This is a genomic window from Janthinobacterium sp. GW823-FHT06H09 (genome assembly GCF_058794735.1).
Window position 1 is genome coordinate 75,567 of the sequence record NZ_JBXAHC010000001.1, and the last position, 18,570, is coordinate 94,136.

Annotated in this window: 17 protein-coding genes and 1 riboswitch; of the genes, 9 read left to right on the forward strand and 8 right to left on the reverse strand. The window is 64.6% G+C overall.

All coding sequences use genetic code 11. From position 1 onward, the window contains the following. The first annotated feature begins 143 nt into the window (after nucleotides 1-143). Complete coding sequence (locus AC1Q6X_RS00370; protein WP_083287582.1) at nucleotides 144-1,124, forward strand: EDSAP-1 family PEP-CTERM protein; 981 nt, start codon at nucleotides 144-146, stop codon at nucleotides 1,122-1,124. A gap of 108 nt (nucleotides 1,125-1,232) precedes the next feature. Next, nucleotides 1,233-2,225, forward strand: coding sequence for an EDSAP-1 family PEP-CTERM protein (locus tag AC1Q6X_RS00375; RefSeq protein WP_492417316.1), 993 nt, complete (start codon nucleotides 1,233-1,235; stop codon nucleotides 2,223-2,225). Between the two features lie 19 nt (nucleotides 2,226-2,244). Here AC1Q6X_RS00375 and AC1Q6X_RS00380 read toward each other — a convergent pair whose 3' ends face one another. The 6 genes from AC1Q6X_RS00380 to AC1Q6X_RS00405 form a co-directional block, all read right to left on the reverse strand. Beyond that, entirely contained in the window at nucleotides 2,245-3,345 is a 1,101-nt protein-coding gene (locus AC1Q6X_RS00380) for a nitroreductase family protein (RefSeq protein ID WP_492494427.1), read from the reverse strand. After that, entirely contained in the window at nucleotides 3,346-4,215 is an 870-nt protein-coding gene (locus AC1Q6X_RS00385) for a ThiF family adenylyltransferase (RefSeq protein ID WP_070223918.1), read from the reverse strand. 87 nt (nucleotides 4,216-4,302) lie between these two features. Continuing rightward, nucleotides 4,303-5,862 carry a methyl-accepting chemotaxis protein gene (locus AC1Q6X_RS00390; protein WP_070311430.1) on the reverse strand — a complete coding sequence of 520 codons (1,560 nt, stop codon included), beginning with the start codon at nucleotides 5,860-5,862 and terminating at the stop codon, nucleotides 4,303-4,305. Nucleotides 5,863-5,984: 122 nt separating this feature from the next. Next, complete coding sequence (locus AC1Q6X_RS00395; RefSeq protein ID WP_010399555.1) at nucleotides 5,985-6,182, reverse strand: hypothetical protein; 198 nt, start codon at nucleotides 6,180-6,182, stop codon at nucleotides 5,985-5,987. A gap of 95 nt (nucleotides 6,183-6,277) precedes the next feature. Further along, a complete protein-coding gene (locus tag AC1Q6X_RS00400) occupies nucleotides 6,278-9,121 on the reverse strand; it encodes a M16 family metallopeptidase (protein WP_492494430.1) in 2,844 nt (947 codons plus the stop codon). Beyond that, complete coding sequence (locus AC1Q6X_RS00405) at nucleotides 9,118-9,291, reverse strand: hypothetical protein (RefSeq protein ID WP_492494432.1); 174 nt, start codon at nucleotides 9,289-9,291, stop codon at nucleotides 9,118-9,120. Before AC1Q6X_RS00405 ends, AC1Q6X_RS00400 begins: the two co-directional genes overlap by 4 nt. A gap of 16 nt (nucleotides 9,292-9,307) precedes the next feature. Continuing rightward, nucleotides 9,308-9,458: riboswitch (FMN riboswitch) on the forward strand. Nucleotides 9,459-9,552: 94 nt separating this feature from the next. On the opposite strand from AC1Q6X_RS00405, the gene ribB reads away from it, so the two are divergent. Further along, entirely contained in the window at nucleotides 9,553-10,200 is a 648-nt protein-coding gene (gene ribB / locus AC1Q6X_RS00410; protein ID WP_121670015.1) for a 3,4-dihydroxy-2-butanone-4-phosphate synthase, read from the forward strand. Nucleotides 10,201-10,207: 7 nt separating this feature from the next. On the opposite strand, the gene AC1Q6X_RS00415 is transcribed toward ribB, so the two are convergent. Further along, nucleotides 10,208-11,578, reverse strand: coding sequence for an MFS transporter (locus tag AC1Q6X_RS00415; protein WP_492494434.1), 1,371 nt, complete (start codon nucleotides 11,576-11,578; stop codon nucleotides 10,208-10,210). Nucleotides 11,579-11,690: 112 nt separating this feature from the next. Between AC1Q6X_RS00415 and AC1Q6X_RS00420 the strand changes: the two genes are divergently transcribed. The 6 genes from AC1Q6X_RS00420 to AC1Q6X_RS00445 all read left to right on the forward strand — a co-directional run bounded on the left by AC1Q6X_RS00420 (nucleotide 11,691) and on the right by AC1Q6X_RS00445 (nucleotide 17,228). After that, nucleotides 11,691-12,563, forward strand: a complete 873-nt coding sequence (locus AC1Q6X_RS00420; protein ID WP_409028258.1) for a LysR family transcriptional regulator — start codon at nucleotides 11,691-11,693, stop codon at nucleotides 12,561-12,563. Between the two features lie 134 nt (nucleotides 12,564-12,697). Next, a complete protein-coding gene (locus tag AC1Q6X_RS00425; RefSeq protein WP_070223930.1) occupies nucleotides 12,698-13,021 on the forward strand; it encodes a hypothetical protein in 324 nt (107 codons plus the stop codon). Nucleotides 13,022-13,247: 226 nt separating this feature from the next. Then, the gene (locus tag AC1Q6X_RS00430; protein ID WP_070224172.1) at nucleotides 13,248-14,063 is read left to right on the forward strand and encodes an MlaE family ABC transporter permease; all 816 of its coding nucleotides are present in this window, start codon (nucleotides 13,248-13,250) and stop codon (nucleotides 14,061-14,063) included. 55 nt (nucleotides 14,064-14,118) lie between these two features. Beyond that, nucleotides 14,119-15,144, forward strand: coding sequence for an MlaD family protein (locus AC1Q6X_RS00435; RefSeq protein ID WP_070223932.1), 1,026 nt, complete (start codon nucleotides 14,119-14,121; stop codon nucleotides 15,142-15,144). Next, nucleotides 15,141-15,812, forward strand: a complete 672-nt coding sequence (locus AC1Q6X_RS00440; RefSeq protein WP_492494437.1) for a hypothetical protein — start codon at nucleotides 15,141-15,143, stop codon at nucleotides 15,810-15,812. Before AC1Q6X_RS00435 ends, AC1Q6X_RS00440 begins: the two co-directional genes overlap by 4 nt. Before the next feature lie 87 nt (nucleotides 15,813-15,899). Further along, nucleotides 15,900-17,228, forward strand: coding sequence for an ATP-binding protein (locus AC1Q6X_RS00445; protein WP_230505337.1), 1,329 nt, complete (start codon nucleotides 15,900-15,902; stop codon nucleotides 17,226-17,228). On the opposite strand, the gene nosR is transcribed toward AC1Q6X_RS00445, so the two are convergent. Continuing rightward, nucleotides 17,225-18,556, reverse strand: coding sequence for a response regulator c-di-GMP phosphodiesterase, NosR family (gene nosR, locus AC1Q6X_RS00450; RefSeq protein WP_492494439.1), 1,332 nt, complete (start codon nucleotides 18,554-18,556; stop codon nucleotides 17,225-17,227). The two genes, AC1Q6X_RS00445 and nosR, sit on opposite strands and share 4 nt — an antisense overlap. Nucleotides 18,557-18,570: the final 14 nt, after the last annotated feature.

An 18,570-nucleotide genomic window follows, 5' to 3' on the forward strand; every position in this document is an offset into this window, starting at 1 on the left:
CTGTGTCAACAAAAGCACGCCAAGTCATTGATTTCAAAAGAACCTCATGCGTTGGCATGGAAGTCGCTTAAGTCTGGCCATGAGCACCTGCCGACAGGACTCAGGCAAGACTTCCAGACTCACTCAACCACGAGGTGAATGACATGAAACTTTCTAAACTGAAACTGCTCCCGGCGGCAGCGACACTGGCCATGCTGTGCGCGGCCGGTAGCGCACAAGCGGGCGCCTACGGCTATTCCTACAACAACATCTTCGGCCTGGTCATCGCCGTGCCGACGGGCCAGATCACGGTGGCCAACAGCACCACGATTTCGCGCAGCACGGCCACCCTGAACGGCGTGAGCGTCATCAACGGCGGCGCCGGTTCGCTCGACGCGCCGCGCGCCAACGTCGGTGCCGTCACCAAGGGCGAAAACGACTTCACCCAGCAAGGCCCCACTGGCACCTATTCGCGCGGCGATGCGCAGATCGTCAGCACGCAGTTCCCTTCGTTCCCGCCCGGCTCCACCTCCACCCAGGTGGTGAACGTGGCCGAAGCCCATCTGGGCGGCCCTGCCGGTACGGCCGATGCCTCCGGGCGCAATGGCTCGACCACGGGTTTTTCCGTCGATTTCGTCGTCGGTTCGCCCACGGCGACGCTGAGCTTTGACTTCCTGGCGTCGCCCTTCATGCAGGTCTTCCTGCAAAGCACGGTCGGCCAGTTGTCCACGGCCACGGCCAACCTGGTCGTCACCTTCACCATCACGGATGCGGCGGGCCTGACGGTGTTCAACTGGACGCCCGATGGCGTGATCGGCTCGGGCATCTTCGGTGGCACGGAAAACGCCGACGGCGCCAACCTGAACACCAGTCTGGCGACCAATTTCCTGACGCGCGGCAACCTGTTCACCTACGACCCTTCCGGCTGCGGCACGCCCACGGGCACGGGCGTGGGTACGGGCTGCGGCAGCAACTTCAGCTCCGTCAGCAATGCTTTAACGGCCGGCAACTACACCTTGACCTTGAATGCGGTGGAAAGCGTGGACCTAGTGAAACAGGCGGTGCCGGAACCTGGCACTCTGGCACTGCTGGGTCTGGGCCTGGCTGGCCTGGGCTATGCCCGCCGCCGCAAGGTTGCCGCCTGAACCAGGCAACAGGGGGATTTACAGGCGAGGGAGTCTCCTCGCCTTTTTTTATGTGGCAAGCCTGTCGGTTTTCCTTACAACGCGGCCGACCGGCAGATGAGGATTTTCATGACTACATTTTCTTGTACCCGCTTGCCAACGGCCTTGCTGGCCTTGCTGTTGCTGGCCAGCAGCGGCACTGCCGGCGCCGCCGCCTATGGCTATTCGTACACCAGCGTCTTTGGCCTCGTCATCAGCAACCCCACCGGCTCCACCACCTTGGTCAGCAATATCGACCTGTCGCGCACCACCGCCACGCTCAATGGCAGCAGCGTCATCCACGGCGGCAGCAACGAGATCGATGCGCAGCAAGCGACACGCGGCGCCGTCACCAAGGGGGAAAATGATTTTACGCAACAAGGCATGGGCACGGCCTCGTTTGCGCGCGGCGAGGCGCAGATCGTCACCTCGCAAATCCCCCCCTTTCCACCAGGCTCGACCAGTACGCACACGGTGAATGCGGCGGAAACCTTTCTCGCGGGCGGCGGCAGCGCCGACGCCTCGGGACGCAACGGTTCCAGTACCGCGATGACCGTCAATTTCGTCGTCGGCCAACCGGGCGCGACCCTGGCCTTCGACTTCCAGGCCCTGCCTTTCATGCAGTTGTACCTCGATGCCCTGGCCGGCACGGGCTCGGCGGCCACGACGAATATGGCGATGACGTTTACCATCATCGATGAACATGGCCAGATCGTCTTCAACTGGGCCCCCGACGGCAACCTGGGCTCCGGCATCCTGGGCGGCACCGAACTGGCCGACGCCGCCAGCCTCAACACAGGATACGCACAAACGCCGCTGACCAGCGGCAGCGTGTTCACCTACGATCCCGGCGGCTGCGGCGCGCCCACGGGCACCGGCATCGGCACGACGTGCGGCGGGCAGTATGGCGCCGTCACGGACAATCTGGTGGCAGGCAGCTATACCCTGGTATTGAACATGCTGAACAGTTCCGAACTGGCCTATGTGCCGACGGACACGCCGATACCGCTACCTGGCACCTTGCCGCTGCTGGTGGCGGGTCTGGCGGCGCTGGCTGCCCTGGCGCCACGGCGGCGGCGCTGACCGCGCAGGGAGTCACGCCTCACGGCCCAGCCGTGGGCGCCACCAGCAAGTCTTGCAGCGGACGGCGCAGCGAGCGCGCACTGGCCGCCGGCCCGGCGCCGATGCGCCCTAGGAACACGGCCCGCTCGACCGCCGCCTCCCCCAGCACGCCCTGGCATTGCACGGCCAGCTCCTGCGCCATGTCCTGCATGCCATCGGTGCGCGAAAAGGCGCGCCGTTCGCGCACGTAGCGGGCAAAGATCAGCGGCGTCAGTTCCGGCTGCAATTGCAGTCCCAGTTGCGTGGCCGTCAGCCAGAAGCGCTGCATGGCGCGGCCGGCCGCCACGTAATCGTCGATATGGCGCGGCGGCGCATCGGCCAGCAGCACGAAATGCGCGGCACAATACAGGCCCGGCAGCAAGTCCATCTGCAGCCGCGGGGCAATCGTGCCGCCCAGCCAGGTATTGAAAAAATCCACGCGGCGCCAGCTGTGCATGACCCAGCGCATCAGCCGCGCCGTCATGGCATCGACGCCGAGCGCCTGCTCCGGGATGCGGTCGGCACTGAAGCGCGCCCCCCATTCAATGACGTCGCGGTGCACCTTGTGCGCTTCGGGCATGGTCAGGCGCAGCTTCGCATTGTCGAACATCAGCCGCGCGCAGGCCAGGCGCGCGCGCCCGCCTTCGAACCACTGCACGCCGTAGCCGGGCGGCAAGCTGGCCGCCAATGCCGCCTTTTCGCTGGCGCGCAGGCTGCGCGTGCTGAGCCGGCGCCGCTGCACGCTGCGCCGGGGCAGGAAGGCCGCCAGCGGATCGGGCAGCATGCCCGGGCTGTCGACCAGCCGTACGTCGAAGGTGGGCAAGGTGTCGGGCATGGAAAAACGCCGGCGCGCTTCCATGCGCAAGCCGTGACAGCTGGCCGCCAGGGCCATGCTTTCAAGCAAGGCACCCAGCGACAGCTGGCTGGGATGGCCGTCGAGGTCGTACACGCAATGGCTGCGCGTATCGAAACCATGCACGACCACGTGCCGCTGGTCCACGACTTCAAAGCGCCACGGCTGCGTATTGTCGCCGCTGGGCGCCCAGCGCGCCTGCTCGAGGATGTTTTCCAGCACGGGATCGTTCAGCAATGCTTGCGCCATTTATGCCCCCTGTGCGGCGCGGCGCCGCTTGATGATGGCCATCGTCAGGCGCTGCAGCGGATGACGGTTGCCGCCTGGACGCCAAGTATGCACGAGCTTGTTGCGGTAGGCGTCGAAATGCACGCCGTGCGGCGCCGCCATCACCTTGCCCCGTTTTAACAGGATTTTCAAGGCTTCCGTGGCGGCCGCGCCCGCGCACAGCTGGCAGCCCATGATGGTCGACGGTCCGCGCCGCTCCTTCAGGTTGATGGCGGACGGGTCGACCAGATAGGGGCCGTGCAAGCCGGACGGCGCCAGCCCGACGAGGAAGCGCAGGGCCTTTTCTTCCTCGGGCAAGTCGCCCCAGCCAAAATACTCTTCGAACGTCATGCCGCCCGGCATGAAGCTGAGCACGGCCGTGCCCATGCCCAGCGGCGCGGCCGTGATGGCGGGAATGCCCAGGCGCGCGCACGTGGCGAAGGTGGCCTGGCGCGCGGGGAAGGCAAAGAAATCGAGGCCATCCACGTACAGGTCGACACCGGCAAAGAACTCCGCCAGGTTGCTGTCGTGTATGCCGTCGGGAAATTGTTTAATCTCCAGTTCGGGATTGATGTCCTTCGCCATCTGCGCCAATACGGCCACCTTGGGCTGGCCCAGGGTCGACATCATGGCGCCGGCCTGGCGGTTGAAGTTGGCGATATCGAAGGTGTCGAAATCGGCGATGTGGAAGGCGCCGATGCCCAGCCGCGCCAGGGTCAGCAAGTGCACGCCGCCCACGCCGCCCATGCCCGCGATGGCCACGCGCTTGCCGCGCAAGCTGTTTTGCTCCGCCTGCGTGACCCAGCCCAGGTTGCGGGCAAATGCCGCGTGATAGGAAAAACCTTCTGTCATGCTCACCTCTTCTGTGCATCCATTGCGGACGAAAAAGTTTGGACAGGTGAGCCGGGGATAAGTTCCCCCGTGACAGATAAAAAGCGGCTAGCGCGTCAGGCGCCGCTGCGCCGCAGCCGGCGCCACGGCGCCCACCTTGAATACGCTGACGATCTGCGCCAGCCCGGCCGCCTGCTCGTTCATGGCCTGCGCTGCCGCCGATGCCTGCTCGACCAGGGCCGAGTTTTGCTGCGTCATGTTATCCATCTCGACGATGGCCTGGTTGATCTGCTCGATGCCGGCGCTCTGCTCGGCGCTGGCCGAGGAAATCTCGGCCACGATATCGGTCACGTGCTGCACGCTGGAGACGACTTTTTCCATCGTCTCGCCCGCCAGCGCCACCAGTTTTTCACCGGCGCCCACTTGCTCGGCGGAACTGTCGATCAGTTGCTTGATTTCCTTGGCGGCACTGGCTGAGCGCTGGGCCAGGTTGCGCACCTCGCTGGCGACGACGGCGAAACCACGGCCCTGCTCGCCCGCGCGCGCCGCTTCCACGGCCGCATTCAGGGCCAGGATATTCGTCTGGAAGGCGATGCCGTCAATGACAGCGATGATGTCGCCGATTTTCTTCGACGAGGCATTGATGGCGCCCATGGTGTCGACCACCTGGCTCACCACGCCGCCCGCCTGGCTCGCCACTTGCGAGGCGGAAATGGCCAGCTGGTTCGCCTGGCGCGCATTGTCCGCATTCTGGCGCACGGTCGAGGTCATTTCTTCCATGGTCGATGCCGTTTCTTCCAAGGAACCCGCCTGCTGCTCAGTGCGCGCCGACAGGTCGTGGTTGCCCGAGGCAATCTCGCCCGATGCCGTGGAAATCGATTCCGCATCGCTGCGCACCTGACTCACCAGATGCGCCAGGTTGTCGCGCATGGCCTTGATGGCCATCAGCAAACTGGACGTATCACCGGGACGCGTGTCGATCTGCGTGGTCAGGTCGCCCTGGGCGATTTGCGCCACGATGGCGGCGGCATAGTCGGGTTCGCCACCGAGCTGGGCCAGGATGCGGCGCAGCATCAACGCTGCCAGCGCGCCCACCACCAGCATCAGCGCGCCGCCGATGGCCAGCAGCACGCCCGCCTGGGCCCAGAATTTGTGGTTGATGTCATCGATATACGTGCCCGTGCCGATCAGCCAGTCCCACGGTGCAAATTTCACCACGGCATACATCTTCGCCACAGGGTCGGGCACGCCCGGACGCGTGCCGTCCGCCTGCACGAGGCCGATGCGGCTGTTGGCCAGCGCGGCGCGGTAGCGGTCGCCCGACTGCTTCATGTTCTTTTGCGGCGTGCCGATGCGCGACGCATTCGGGTGCACGTACAGCAAATCCGTGCTGAAATCGCGCACAAAGTAATACATTTCGTCCTTGACGAAGCTGCCGATGGCCAGCTTGGCCTGCTGCTGGGCCTGCTCCCGCGTGAGCTTGCCCGACTGTTCCAGCGCGTACGCCTTTTCCACGGATGCGTTGGCCAATTCGACCAGCACCGTCAATTGCTCGACGCGCTCGGCCATCATGGTCTGGCGCAGGGAATACAGGGAGAAGGAAGCGATGAGGACGATGCCCAGCAAGGTGCTGAAACACAGGAGGAGAATGCGTGAACGGAGTGTCATGGGTGCCTGGAGTGAATAGGAAATTTAATTGCCCGATGGAAATCTTTTCAGAAAAGCAAAACGGGCGGCGCTACCGGGCTGTGCCCGGCAGGCACCGCCCGCTGTAAGTCGTGTTTAAAAGGTCAGGCCAAGGCTTCCTTGGCCGCCTCTTCCGGCGTCAAGCCGTCGTAGAACTGGTCGGTAAACCACTCGACCTGCTCTTCGATGTGGTCCTGCGCCTGCGCCACGGTGGCGCCGCCGGCCACGAGGAAGCCTTCGACCTCGATACACCAGTTGATCAACTCCAGGGTTTCCGGATCGAGCTCTTCTTTCTTAGCCATCGTATTTCCTTGCTTGTTAAATTGCGATATCACATCAATAAGCGGCAGTTTAACAGCTTCGCCACGCTGCCGCCCATGCAGATCAAACACGAGGATTACTTGGCTGCAACATTTTTACGTTCCGGATACAGCACCACCTGCACATAATTATGCATGTCCAGGTAGCGCTGCGCCGCCAGTTTGACGGCTTGCGGCGTGATGGCGCGCACGCGTTGCTCATAGCGCAGAATGTGCGCGGGGTCGCGCCCCTGCGTCACCGAACCCATCAACTGATTCATCCAGTAGTTGTTTTCGCGCAGGGATTTCTGCTGGCGCGTGATCCAGTTCAGCTTGACCTTTTCCAGGTCGGCCACGGATGGCCCGTCCGCCTTCATCTTGTTGATTTCGGCAAAGGCGGCGGCGATCACCTTGTCCACGTTTTCCGGTCCCGTCGGCAAGTTCAAGGCCACCGAATAATGGCCGTACGGATGCTGGCCCATCGAGGTTTCAAAGCCGCCGCCATAGATCATGCTCATCTTTTCGCGCAGCACTTCGATGACTTTCAGGTTCAGCACCTCGCCCAACGCCTGCAGGGTCAGTTTTTGCTCGTCCGAATACACGACGTCGCCATTGAAGGTGATGGAAATCGTACTCTTGGGCTCGCTGCCCATATAGATATCCTTCTTGACGACCCCGGTCACCGGGCGCATGCCCACGTCGCGGTAGGCGTGCGCCACCTCGCCCACGGGCAAGGTGCCCAGGTAGCTGGCGATCAGCGGCTTGATCTTGTCGAGCTCGAAGCTGCCCGCAAAGATGAAGGTCATGCCGCGCGCGCTGGAAAAACGCTGGCGGAAGATGTCCAATGAGCGGTCCAGGCCCACCTTGTCGAAATCGGCCGCGCGCGGCACGCCATCGACACGGGGGTTGTCGCCATACATGGCGTGCTGGATGGCGTCGTAAAACACGGCTTCCGGCTGCGCCATGCTGTTTTTCGCCAGGTCCTGCTGCTTGCCGATGAAGGACTGGTACAGGCCCGCATCCTTGCGCACGTCATTGAAATACAAATACACGAGCTGCAGCATGGCTTCCACGTCGGCGCTGCTGGCCGAGCCGCCAAAGCCTTCGCTCAGTTCGCCCAGCGAAGCGCCCACATTGACCGTTTTGCCGGCCAATACTTTTTGCAAGTCCAGCGGCGCCAAATCCTTCAGACCCATGCTGCCGACCACGGCGCTGGCGTAGCGGGCGTTGTAGATGTCGGCGTCGCCAAACAGCGACTGGCCGCCGAAACGGGTCGAACCCATCAGCACCTGGTCGTTCTTGAAGTCCGTCGGTTTCAGCAGCACGCGCACGCCATTGCCCAGGGTCAATTCCGTCACGCCGATGGCGCTGTTCAGCTTTTCCGAGACGATGCTGCCGCCGGCCGGCGGGCCGTCCATCAGCTTGCTGGCAAGCACTTTTTCCGTGCGCGGCTCGACGGTTTGCCGCTCCGCCTGCGCCACGGCGTCGAGCAGTTGCTGCTGCGTCGGCACGCTGGACGTCGTGTCGCCCGCCTTCGGCTCGGCGCCCATGAAGACCACCAGTTTCTTTTGCTGGTCGGGAATCACCTTGGCCACCGTTTCGTTGATTTCCTGCAAGGTCACCTGCGGCAAGAGTTCCTGTGCGTACAGCAATTCATTGGCGATGCCGGGGATGGCTTCCTGTTCCAGGAAATTGCGCGAATACTCGGCCACGAAACCCGAGGAATCGGATTTGTCGCGTTCGCTGTAGGCGCGCTCGTAATTGCGCAGCATGTCCTTGCGCGCACGGTCCAGCTCATCCTGGCTGAAACCGAAGCGGCGCGCCCGCTCGTCTTCCTGCACCAGCGCATCGACGGCCGGCTGCACGCCGCCCTTGCCCAGCAAGGCATAGGCGCTGAACGATTCATAGCCGCGCACCAGCTTGCCCATGCTGCTGCCGCCCTGGATGAACGGCGGGTTGGCCTGCTGCGTCAATTCCTGCATGCGGGCGCTGAGCATTTGCCCATACAGGTTTTCGATCATCTGGCGGCGGTAGTCGGCAATGGTGACGGGCTCCTGCGCGGCGCGGATCGGGTAGCGGATGAAGACGCTGTCGTCGGGCGCTTCCTTGTCCGTGATCACCAGCGCTTCCGTCTGCGAGCGCTGCGGTACTTCCGCATACAGGCGCGGACGCGGTTTCGCGGGGTTTTTCAGCTTGCCAAAATGCTGCTGGATCAGCTTTTCAGCCTGTTTCGGCTCCACGTCGCCGACCACCATCACGGCCATCAGGTCGGGACGGTACCAATCCTTGTAGAAACGCTTGATGGCTTCCGGCTTGAAGGTTTTCAACACGGATTCCTTGCCGATCGGCATGCGTTCCGCATAGCGCGAACCGTTCAGCAGCTTCGGATACAGCACCTTGTTCATGCGGTCGCTGGCGCCCTTGCCCAGGCGCGCCTCTTCCAGCACGATGCCGCGCTCGCTGTTGATGTCGGCCGGATTGAATTTCAAGCCGTGCGCCCAGTCTTCCAGCACGAGAAAACCTTTTTCCAGGTTTTCCTTCTTGTTCGTGGGAATCGGCAACACGTAGACGGTTTCATCGAAGCTCGTGTAAGCATTCAGGTCGGCGCCGAACTTCACGCCGATCGATTGCAAATAGGAAATCAGCTCATTGCGCTTGAAATGCGTGGAGCCATTGAAGGCCATGTGTTCCGTGAAATGCGCCAGGCCTTGCTGGTCGTCATCTTCCAGGATGGAACCGGCTTTCACCACCAGGCGCAATTCCACTTTCTGCGCGGGACGGGCATTTTTCTTGATGTAGTAGGTCAAGCCGTTCGGCAGTTTTCCGACGGTAACTTCTGGTGCCAGCGGCAGGGGATCGGTCAAACGGATTTCCGCCTGGGCCATGCAGGCGCACGCCAGCAAGACGGCGCCCGAGATCAGGCGTAATTTACTCAGCTTCATGTATTCTCAACGGTAAAATTCAGTAGCCATACCTTACACTGAAATTCTGTTTCCGCCATTAAAAACAGCTTAGGAAAAACCGCTTTTCCCCAGGCAACTTTGCCGAATGACAAACTCAACGGTGTCCTGCCAGCTTTTTTCAATTGTGCTAAAGTATTGCCGCCGGTCATGTGGATCGGCACAACAATACGTCTTCGGGGCGGGGTGCGATTCCCCACCGGCGGTAAGACCGGCAACGGTCAAGCCCGCGAGCGCTTTCCAGGCACCGCCTGGTGAGGTCAGCAGATCTGGTGTGAATCCAGAGCCGACGGTATAGTCCGGATGAAAGAAGATGTGCAGTAGTGTGATGTCCCATCGCCACGGCGATGCGGCCAGTTGCGTCTATTCGCTTGCCCTGCAGCGTTTTTCGCCTATGCGAGGAGCGTTTCACCATGTTAGTCAACAGCTATACCCTGCTTTCCAACGACCTGGAAGGTCGCATCCAGTCCGCCCTGGCCGCCATGCGCGCCGGCATCCCCGTCATCCTGCTCGACGATTTCGACCGTGAAAACGAAGCCGACCTGATCCTGTCTGCCGAAAAATTGACGAACGAAACCATGGCTTTGCTGATCCGCGAATGCAGCGGCATCGTCTGCCTGTGCCTGCCGACAGATGTCGTCAGCGCGCTGGAATTGCCGCCCATGTCGCCCGACAACGGCAGCCGCTACGGCACGCCGTTTACCGTCTCCATCGAGGCGCGCGACGGCGTCACGACGGGCGTGTCGGCCGCCGACAGGGTCACCACCATCCGCGCCGCCATCGCGCCGGACGCCAAGCCCGCCGACCTGGTGCGCCCCGGCCACGTCTTCCCCCTGCGCGCCGCGCCTGGCGGCGTGCTCGAGCGCCGTGGCCACACGGAAGGCTCCGTCGACCTGTCGCGCATGGCGGGCCTGAACCCGGCCGCCGTGCTGTGCGAGCTGATGAACCCGGACGGCACCATGATGCGCGGCGATGATATCGAGCGCTTCGCCGAGCTGCATGGCATGCCGATCCTCACCATCGAAGAACTGGTGGAATGGCGCAGCACGCGCGAACAGTAAGCCTGCTTCAGGCGGCCACGGCCTTCGGCACATGCACATGCCGGTAGACGAGGCCCGCCGCCAGGCCATACGCGGCGGCAATCGTCGCGTAGGCCAGCGGCAGGCGCAGCGACCATTCGGGCAACATGTGCAGGATGCTGCCGATCAGGGCCACGCCCACCAGGGCGCCGATCTGGCGGTTGGCATTCAGGGCGGCCGCCGCGCTGTTCGCATGCGGCTTGCCGGCCACCCGCATCACGGTGGCCGTCATGGCGGGAATGGCGATGCCGATGGCCACATTCATGACGGCCGTGCCCAGCGCCAGCCAGCCATACGGCGTGCCCGGACGCAAGCCCATCAGCAGCAAGGCCATCACGGCGCCCACCAGCAAGCCGGCCAGCATGGGCCTACGCGTGCCATGGCGCGCCGCAATACTTCCCGCCATGAAATTGCCCACCGTATAGGCCGCCATCATGGGCAGCAGGCGTAAGCCCGACTGCAGGGCGTCGGCGCCGCCCGACTGCTGCAGGAACAGGCTCAATAAGAACAGCTGGCCGAACACGCAGAAATTGATCAAAAAACCCACGCCATTGGCCGCGCCGAAGCTGCTGCTGTGAAACAGCGCGCGCGGCAACAGCGGATGGCTGCCGCTGCGCTCGCGCCGCAGCAATTGCCCGGCCGACAATACCGTCAAGGCCCCCGCCGCCAGCACGCCCGGCGACAGCCAGCCCAGCACGGGACCTTCGATCAACACGAAACTGAGGCCCGCCAGCGCGGCCACGCCCAGTGCATGGCTGAACAGCGACAAATCGCGCGGCTGACGCGCCGGCGCGACCAGCAGCAGCTGCGCCATGACGATGGCCAGCACGCCCAGCGGCACGTTCACCCAGAACACGCTGCGCCAGCCGAACTCGTGCACGAGGATACCGCCGATCAAGGGGCCGGACGCACCGGCCACGCCCACCAGCGCCGACCAGGCACCCAGCATGCGCGTGCGTTCGCGCTCGTCGTCAAAACTGTGCGTGAGCAGGCTGAGCGAACTGGGCATGAACAGGGCCGCGCCCGCCCCCTGCAGCAGGCGCGCCGCCGTCAGGAAATGCCCGTCGGGCGCGGCGCCGCACAGCACCGAGCCGAGCAGGAAGACGCCGAGGCCGCCCTGGTATACGGCTTTCGGCCCGTAGCGGTCGGCCAGCGCGCCGCCGGCCAGCAGCAGCGCGGCAAACGTCAAGGTGTAGCCGTCGACCACCCAGACCAGGCCCGTCAGCGGGATATGCAAGTCCAGCGCGATATCGGACAGCGCCACGTTGACGGCCGTGACGTCGAGCATCGCCATGACGAAGCCGAAGGCCAGGGTCAGCAAGATCAAGCCGTTGGCGCGGCGCGGTGGTGAGGCAGTCATGGTATTCCTTGCAGTACAGGGGCAGCCAGTATGCGAGCATTGCGCGATGCAGTAAACAGGCATAAACTCGGCATCTTGATGCAAAAATGCATCAAAAAAAAAGGAAAATACAATGGACTGGGATAACGCGCGCATCTTTCTCGCCATCGGGCGGGCCGGCACCCTGCGCGGCGCGGCCGCCCTGCTGGGCATCGACCAGGCCACGTGCGGGCGCCGCCTGGCCGCGCTGGAAAGCTCGCTGGGCGCCACCCTGTTCCTGCGCACGCCATCGGGCTACGTGCCCACGCCGGCAGGCGAGCTGGCGCTGACGGCCGCCGAAGCGATGGAACGGGCGGCCGACAAGCTGCAGCGCGAGATGCAGGGCGTCGACAACCGTTTAAGCGGCCTGGTGCGCGTGGCCACCACGGACACCATGGCCAGCCATTTCGTCATCCGCGCCATGCAGCGGCTGCACGCGGCCCACCCCGACATCCGCATCGTGCTCAACGTGGCGCCCGCGCTGGCCAGCCTGACGCGGCGCGAAGCGGACCTGGCCGTGCGCGGCGTGCGCCCCACCGACCCGGACCTGATTTCGCGCCACCTGGTCAAACGCAGCCTTGGCCTGTACGCATCGAAAACCTATCTGGCCGAACGGGGCGAACCCGTGCGCGGCACGGCGCTGGCCGGCCACGACATCGTCATCTACCACCATTCCGTGACGCCGCGCCACGCGGAGAAAATCGCCGGCGAATCCGTCGCCAACGCCCGGGTCGCCATGGAAGTGAACTCGGCGGCCATGCTGCAGGAAGCCACGCGCGCGGGCCTGGGCGTGGCCGAGCTGGCGACTCATCTAGGCGACATCGACCCGCAGCTCGTGCGCATCTGGCCCGAGCGGGCGGAAAGCTACGACGTGTGGCTGGTCATGCACGCGGACCTGAACCGCTCGGCCCGCGTGCGGGCGGCAGCCGACGCCATCATTGCCAGCGTGGCCGGCCCGGCGCACTAGGCGCAAGTCCACCCCCAAAAAAATCATTCCCAAAAGAAACTTCATCTCTTGTGAATCTGATAAAATTCATACCCCCGCCGCGCACAGCCGCCGCCAATCGCCGCGGGATCCCTCAATCCCCCTGGAGAATTTTTATGCTTATCTGGCAAGGCTTCGGCATACTTGGCCCCCTTATCTGTTTGATCGTCGTACTGGCCGCGCAAGCGCTGTTTGGCGCCACCCTGGGCGAGGCCTATACGAAGAGCCACACATGGACCCTGGCCCTGGCCTTCCTGCTGGCAGCTGCCGCCAGCTGGTATGCGGGCGTACGCCTGAACAGCGCGCCAGGACGCGAACTGATCGACCCGGCCACGCAGGAGCGCGTGATCCTGCGCCAGCGCCACACCCTGTTCTGGATTCCGATGCAATACATCGCCGTGCTGATGGTCGTCATGGCCGGCTTCGCCCTGTTTGAGTAAGTAGGTCGTGGGAAATTATTGTGAAGTTATGACGAACAGAACCGGATGCGCTGCAAGGCGCCCGTTGCGACGCAGTGCAGGCACTGCTAGCAGCAGGCACTGCTAGCAGCGGGTAACGCCGCAGAGCGCCGGTTATGGAAGTCAGAAATCACAATAATTTATTACGACCTACTTCAGCGCGCACGCCTGACGCGCCCGGCGGGCGGGCAGATGTTAAGATGCCATGATGACCCTCTCCGTCTCCCTCATCATCAGCCTGCGCCGCCTGCACCGGGCCACCATGGCCTGGCTGGTCAGCTGGTGGCGCATGCTGCATTTCGCCATCCTCGTGTTTTCGCTGGCCCTGTCGCCGTCGAGCTATAACCGCGACAACCGTCCCATCCTCGCGCACCGCCTGGTGACGAACACGGCGCCCAATCTCGTGTGGTTCAGCGTGGCCTGCGCTCTCGTCAGCCTGGTGCTCATCCGCATCGTCGTCGTCAGCGCCCAAAGCTACGGCCTGTCGCGCTATGCGCTGGAAATGGTGGTGCGCGTGCTGGTGCTGGAATTGATACCGCTGACGGCCGCCCTGTTCGTGGCCCTGCGCCTGACCCTGCCCGACGGCATTGCTTTCGCGCAAATGCGCTCGTCCGGCATGCTCGATACCATGCAGCGCCAGGGCGTCGACCTGCTGCGCCGCGAATACTTTCCTCGTGTCATGTCGGGCATCTTCGCCGTGTGGATGCTGGCCATCGTCAGCTGCGTCACCTCGCTGATCCTCGCCTATCTCACCATCTACGGTTTCACGCCGTGGGCGCTGCAAGGCTACACGCGGGTGGTGGGGCAAATTTTCAATCCGGCCGTGGCCCTGATCCTGATGCTCAAGGTCATCTTCTTCAGCTTTGCCGTGGCCCTGATCCCGCTGGCCTCCTCGTACTATCCGGAAGACCCGCACGGCCGGCGCAACCGCCTGTGGGCCGCGCACGGCCTGTCCGAAATGCTGCGCCTGTTTTCCGTCATCCTGCTGATCGAAGTGGCTTCGCTGATGGGCAATTACTACTGATGCCCCGCCCGCCACCGCCAGCGATCCCGAATCACCCATACGAGAGCCAGAAGCCATGAGCCAACCGCAAAATCCCGACCAGGTCGACGTCACGGCGCCCGCCGGTCTCGCGCAAGATAGTGTCCTGCCCGCCCCGCCGCCCGTGCGTCACGCCGAACTGAAGGCGGCCATCCTGCTCATCTTCATGTTCGTGCTGGTGGTCGGCTCCGTCGTCTACCTGATGTATGCGCGCGGTGCCTTCGAAGCCACGCAAACCCTGGTTCTGACGGCCGACGATTCCGACGGCGTGGGCGTGGGCGCCGACCTGACCTTTTCCGGCTTTCCCATCGGCCGCGTGCAGCGCATCGAGCTGGCGCCGGACGGCCGCGCGCGCGTCATCGTCGACGTGCCGCGCAAGGACGCGCACTGGCTGCGCAGCAGCTCCATCTTCACCTTGGAGCGGGGCATCGTGGGCGGCGCCAAGCTGCGCGCCTACAGCGGCATCCTGACGGACCCGCCGCTGCCCGACGACGCCACGCGCGATTTGCTGGTGGGCGACATGGCGGCGGAAATCCCCCGCCTGCTGGCCGCCGCCAAGGATTTGCTGAACAACGTGGCGACCCTGACGGGCAGCGATTCCGCGCTCGACGGCACCTTGCGCAATGTGCAGGCCGTGACGGGCAAGCTGAGCGGCCCGGGCGGCGCCATGGGCTTGCTGACGGGCGACGACAAGCAGTCGCGCCTGCTCGTCGAGCGGGCCAACGCCCTGCTCGTCACGGCCGACCAGCTGGCGCGCCGCACGGATGGCCTGGTGGCCAATGCCGATACGCGCGTGTTTGGCGACAAGGGCGTGATGACGGATGCGCAAGCGACCATCGTGCAGCTGAACGCGCTGCTGGCCGACACGCGCAACAGCCTGAAAAAAGTCGACGCCGTGCTGGTCGAGGCGCAAGCCGTGGGCGCCAACGCCAGGGCGGCCACGGCCGACCTGGGCCCGCTGCGCGCCGATGTGGAAAGCAATCTGCGCAAGGTCGAACAGCTGGTCAATGAAATCAACCGCAAATGGCCGTTCAAGCGCAATCCGGAGATCAAACTGCCATGAAAATGTCCCGCCCCGCCCTCGCCGCCCTGCTGTCCACCTTGCTCGCCGCCTGCTCCAGCGGCCCGCCCGTGCCCGACTGGAAGATGAATGCGCAAAGCTCCGTCGAACGGTTTCAAGCGGCCTACCTGGGCGGCAACGCCCTCGTCGAACAGACGGAATTCCGCCGCGCCCGCAGCCAGGTGGCGGGCACGGGCAAGCTCGAACTGGTGGCGCGCATCGAACTGCTGCGCTGCGCCGCGCGCGTGGCCAGCCTGGCCTTCGAGGACTGCACGGGCTTCGATGCGCTGCAAGCGGACGCGAACGACGCCGACCGCGCGTATGCGGCTTACCTGGCCGGCAAGGCGCAAGGGGCCGATGTCGCCCTGCTGCCGGAAGCGCAGCGGGCGGCAGCAGGCGCCGCATCCGACACGGCCGCCGCCAGCGCCGTGGCGGCCATCGATGACCCGCTGTCGCGGCTGGTGGCGGCCGGCGTGCTGCTGCGCTCGGGCCGTGCCACGCCAGCGCTGCTCGACACGGCCGTCGCCACCGCCTCGGACCAGGGATGGCGCCGTCCGCTGCTGGCCTGGCTGGGCGTGCAGCGCCTGCGCGCCGAACAGGCGGGCGACATGCAAGCGGCGCAGCGCATCGCGCGGCGCATGGCGGTCGTCGAGCAGCCGCTGGCCCCCTGAGCGCGCCGATGGCGGCCCAAGGCAGGCGGAATCAGGCATAATTCAGCCAGGATGACAGCTATGCCGTGCAGGCAGCGAGGTGTGACGATGCAGTTCGAGGATTTCGACCTTTCCACTCCCGATACCGGCCGGCATGCCGGGGCGGCGCCTGGCGATGACACATCGGCGGCTACGGCCGTGCGCCTGCAATACCTGCTCGACAATACACCCTCCATCATCTATTGCACCGTGCCCAGCGGCGACTTCAAGATGACTTTTGTCAGCAACAATGCCTTGAACGTGCTGGGCTACCAGCCCGAGGACATGGTCGCCGATCCCAATTTCTGGTTCGACCACATCCACCCCGACGATGCGCCCGGCATCTTTTCCAGCCTGGCGCAGATCTTTGTCGAAGGCGCGCGCGCCTATGAATACCGTTTCCGCGTGCGCGACGGCAGCTATCTGTGGATGCACGACAGCCTGCGCCTCGTGCGCGACGAGCACGGCGTGCCGTTCGAGGTGATCGGCTCGCTGACGGATATCACGGAACGCAAGGGCATGGAAGCGATGCTGCAGGCGCGCGGCGAAGAGCAGCAACTACTGATCAGCAAGTTACAGGAAGCGCACGACCAGCTGCTGCAATCGGAAAAGATGGCGTCCATCGGCCAGCTGGCGGCCGGCATCGCGCACGAAATCAACAACCCGATCGGCTTCGTCAATTCCAACATGAGTTCGCTGCAAGGCTATGTCGGCACCCTGTTCGGCGTGATCGGGCAATACGAAGCGGCGATGCGTGAGACGCCCGACGGCCCGGCCCTGGCCGCGCGCGTGGCCGAGGTGCGCGCGCAGGCCGACCTGGCCTTCCTGCAGGACGACATGGTCGATCTGGTGCGCGAATCGATGGATGGCTTGAAACGCGTGCGCGACATCGTGCAGGCGCTGAAGGATTTTTCCCACGTGGGCGAGACGGACTGGCAGGTGGCCAGCCTGCATGCGGGCCTGGACAGCACCCTCAATATCGTCGCCAACGAGTTGAAATACAAGGCGCGCATCGAGAAGCACTATGGCGAGCTGCCGCCGATCCTGTGCCTGGCCTCGCAGCTGAACCAGGTGTTCATGAACCTGCTCGTCAACGCGGGCCAGGCCATCAGCAGCGACGGCGTGATCAGCATCCGCACCGGCCACGCGGGCGACTGGGTGTGGGTGGAGATCGGCGACACGGGCGCCGGCATCGCGCCCGAGCACCTGAACCGCATCTTCGAGCCGTTCTTCACCACCAAGGCAGTGGGCAGCGGCACGGGTCTGGGCCTGTCGCTGTCGTACGGCATCGTCAACAAGCACGGCGGACGCATCGAGGTGGCGTCGGAAGTGGGCCAGGGCACGCGCTTTACCGTGCACCTGCCGCTGCAGCCGCCCACCGCCGCCGCGAACGCCTAGGCGTCCTTCACGGGCGCATACACGCGGATGCTGAGGCGCCCGCCATTCTTGCCTTCGAAATCGAGCAGCTGGGCGATCACGCGGGCCGTCAGCACGTGTTCGGCCGCCAGCAGCATCAGGCCGTCGCGGCTGATCAGGTCGCGCGACAGCACCATGCCCGGTTCCAGCTGGCCCGACAGCACGGTCAGGTCGCGCGCCGGCGGCTCCGTCTCCTCCATGATGCTGCGGAAAGCGGCCACCACGGCCGGGTCGTAGCGCTTGCCGATGCTGTCGTAGATCAGGGTGCGGGCCTCGTCGGCGCGCAGGCTGCGCTGCACCATGGCGCCGATCTGCAAGCCGTCGTAGTCCGACGCCAGCGCCAGGATGCGCGCGCCCATGGGAATGGCCAGGCCCACCAGGCCATCGGGAAAGCCGCCGCCGTCGAAGCGCTCCAGCTGCGAGCGCAGGATCACGGAAACGGCGCGCAGCTCGTCGAGCGCCATCAGCAGCTGTTCGGCGCGCAGCGGATGCTTGCGGAAGGCGGCCAGCTGCTCGCCCGTCCAGGCGCTGGCCGGCAGTTCCAGCACGTCGTCGCTGAGGCTGAGCTTGCCGATGTCCTTGAGCAGGGCCGCGATGAACACGTCGCGCGCCTCCTGCCCTTCCAGGCCCAGCGCCTGCGCCAGCTTGCGCGCCAGCTCGGCCACCCGCCGCGCATGGCCGGCCAGCTTGCCGCCGCGCATTTCGATCAGGTTGGAAAACACCTTGATCGTCGTCACGAACGTGGCTTTCAGGCGCTCGTTGGCCGCCTGCACCTCGTCGTGGGACTGCTTCAGCTGCTGCGTGCGCGTGGCCACCTTCGCTTCCAGGCTGGCGTTGAGCGCCTGCAGCTCCACGTTCTGGCTGGCCGTCAGCGCTTCCAGGCGCCGTTTTTCCTGCTCCAGCGCGCGCCGTTCCAGCGCGTGGCGCACCACCAGCACGATATCGTTCTCGTCCCACGGCTTGGTCACGTAGCGGTAGATTTCGCCCTGGTTGATGGCGTCGAGGATGGACTGGATATCGGCATAGCCGGTCAGCAGCAGGCGGATGGTGCCGGGCCAGCGCTGGCGCACCTGGGCCAGGAACTGCGCGCCATCCATGTGCGGCATGCGCATGTCGGAGATGACCAGGTCCACCGTCTCGCTCTCGAGCAGGGCCAGGCCGGCCGCGCCGCCGTCGGCCGTCAGCACGCGGTAGCCGTGCGGGCGGAACAGCCGCCGCAGCGACGACAGGATATTCGGTTCGTCGTCGACGCACAGGATGGTGGGCGGCGCGGCCGCGGTGCTGGCGCTGGCGCTGGTACTGGTGCTCATGCTGTCCTGTTCGT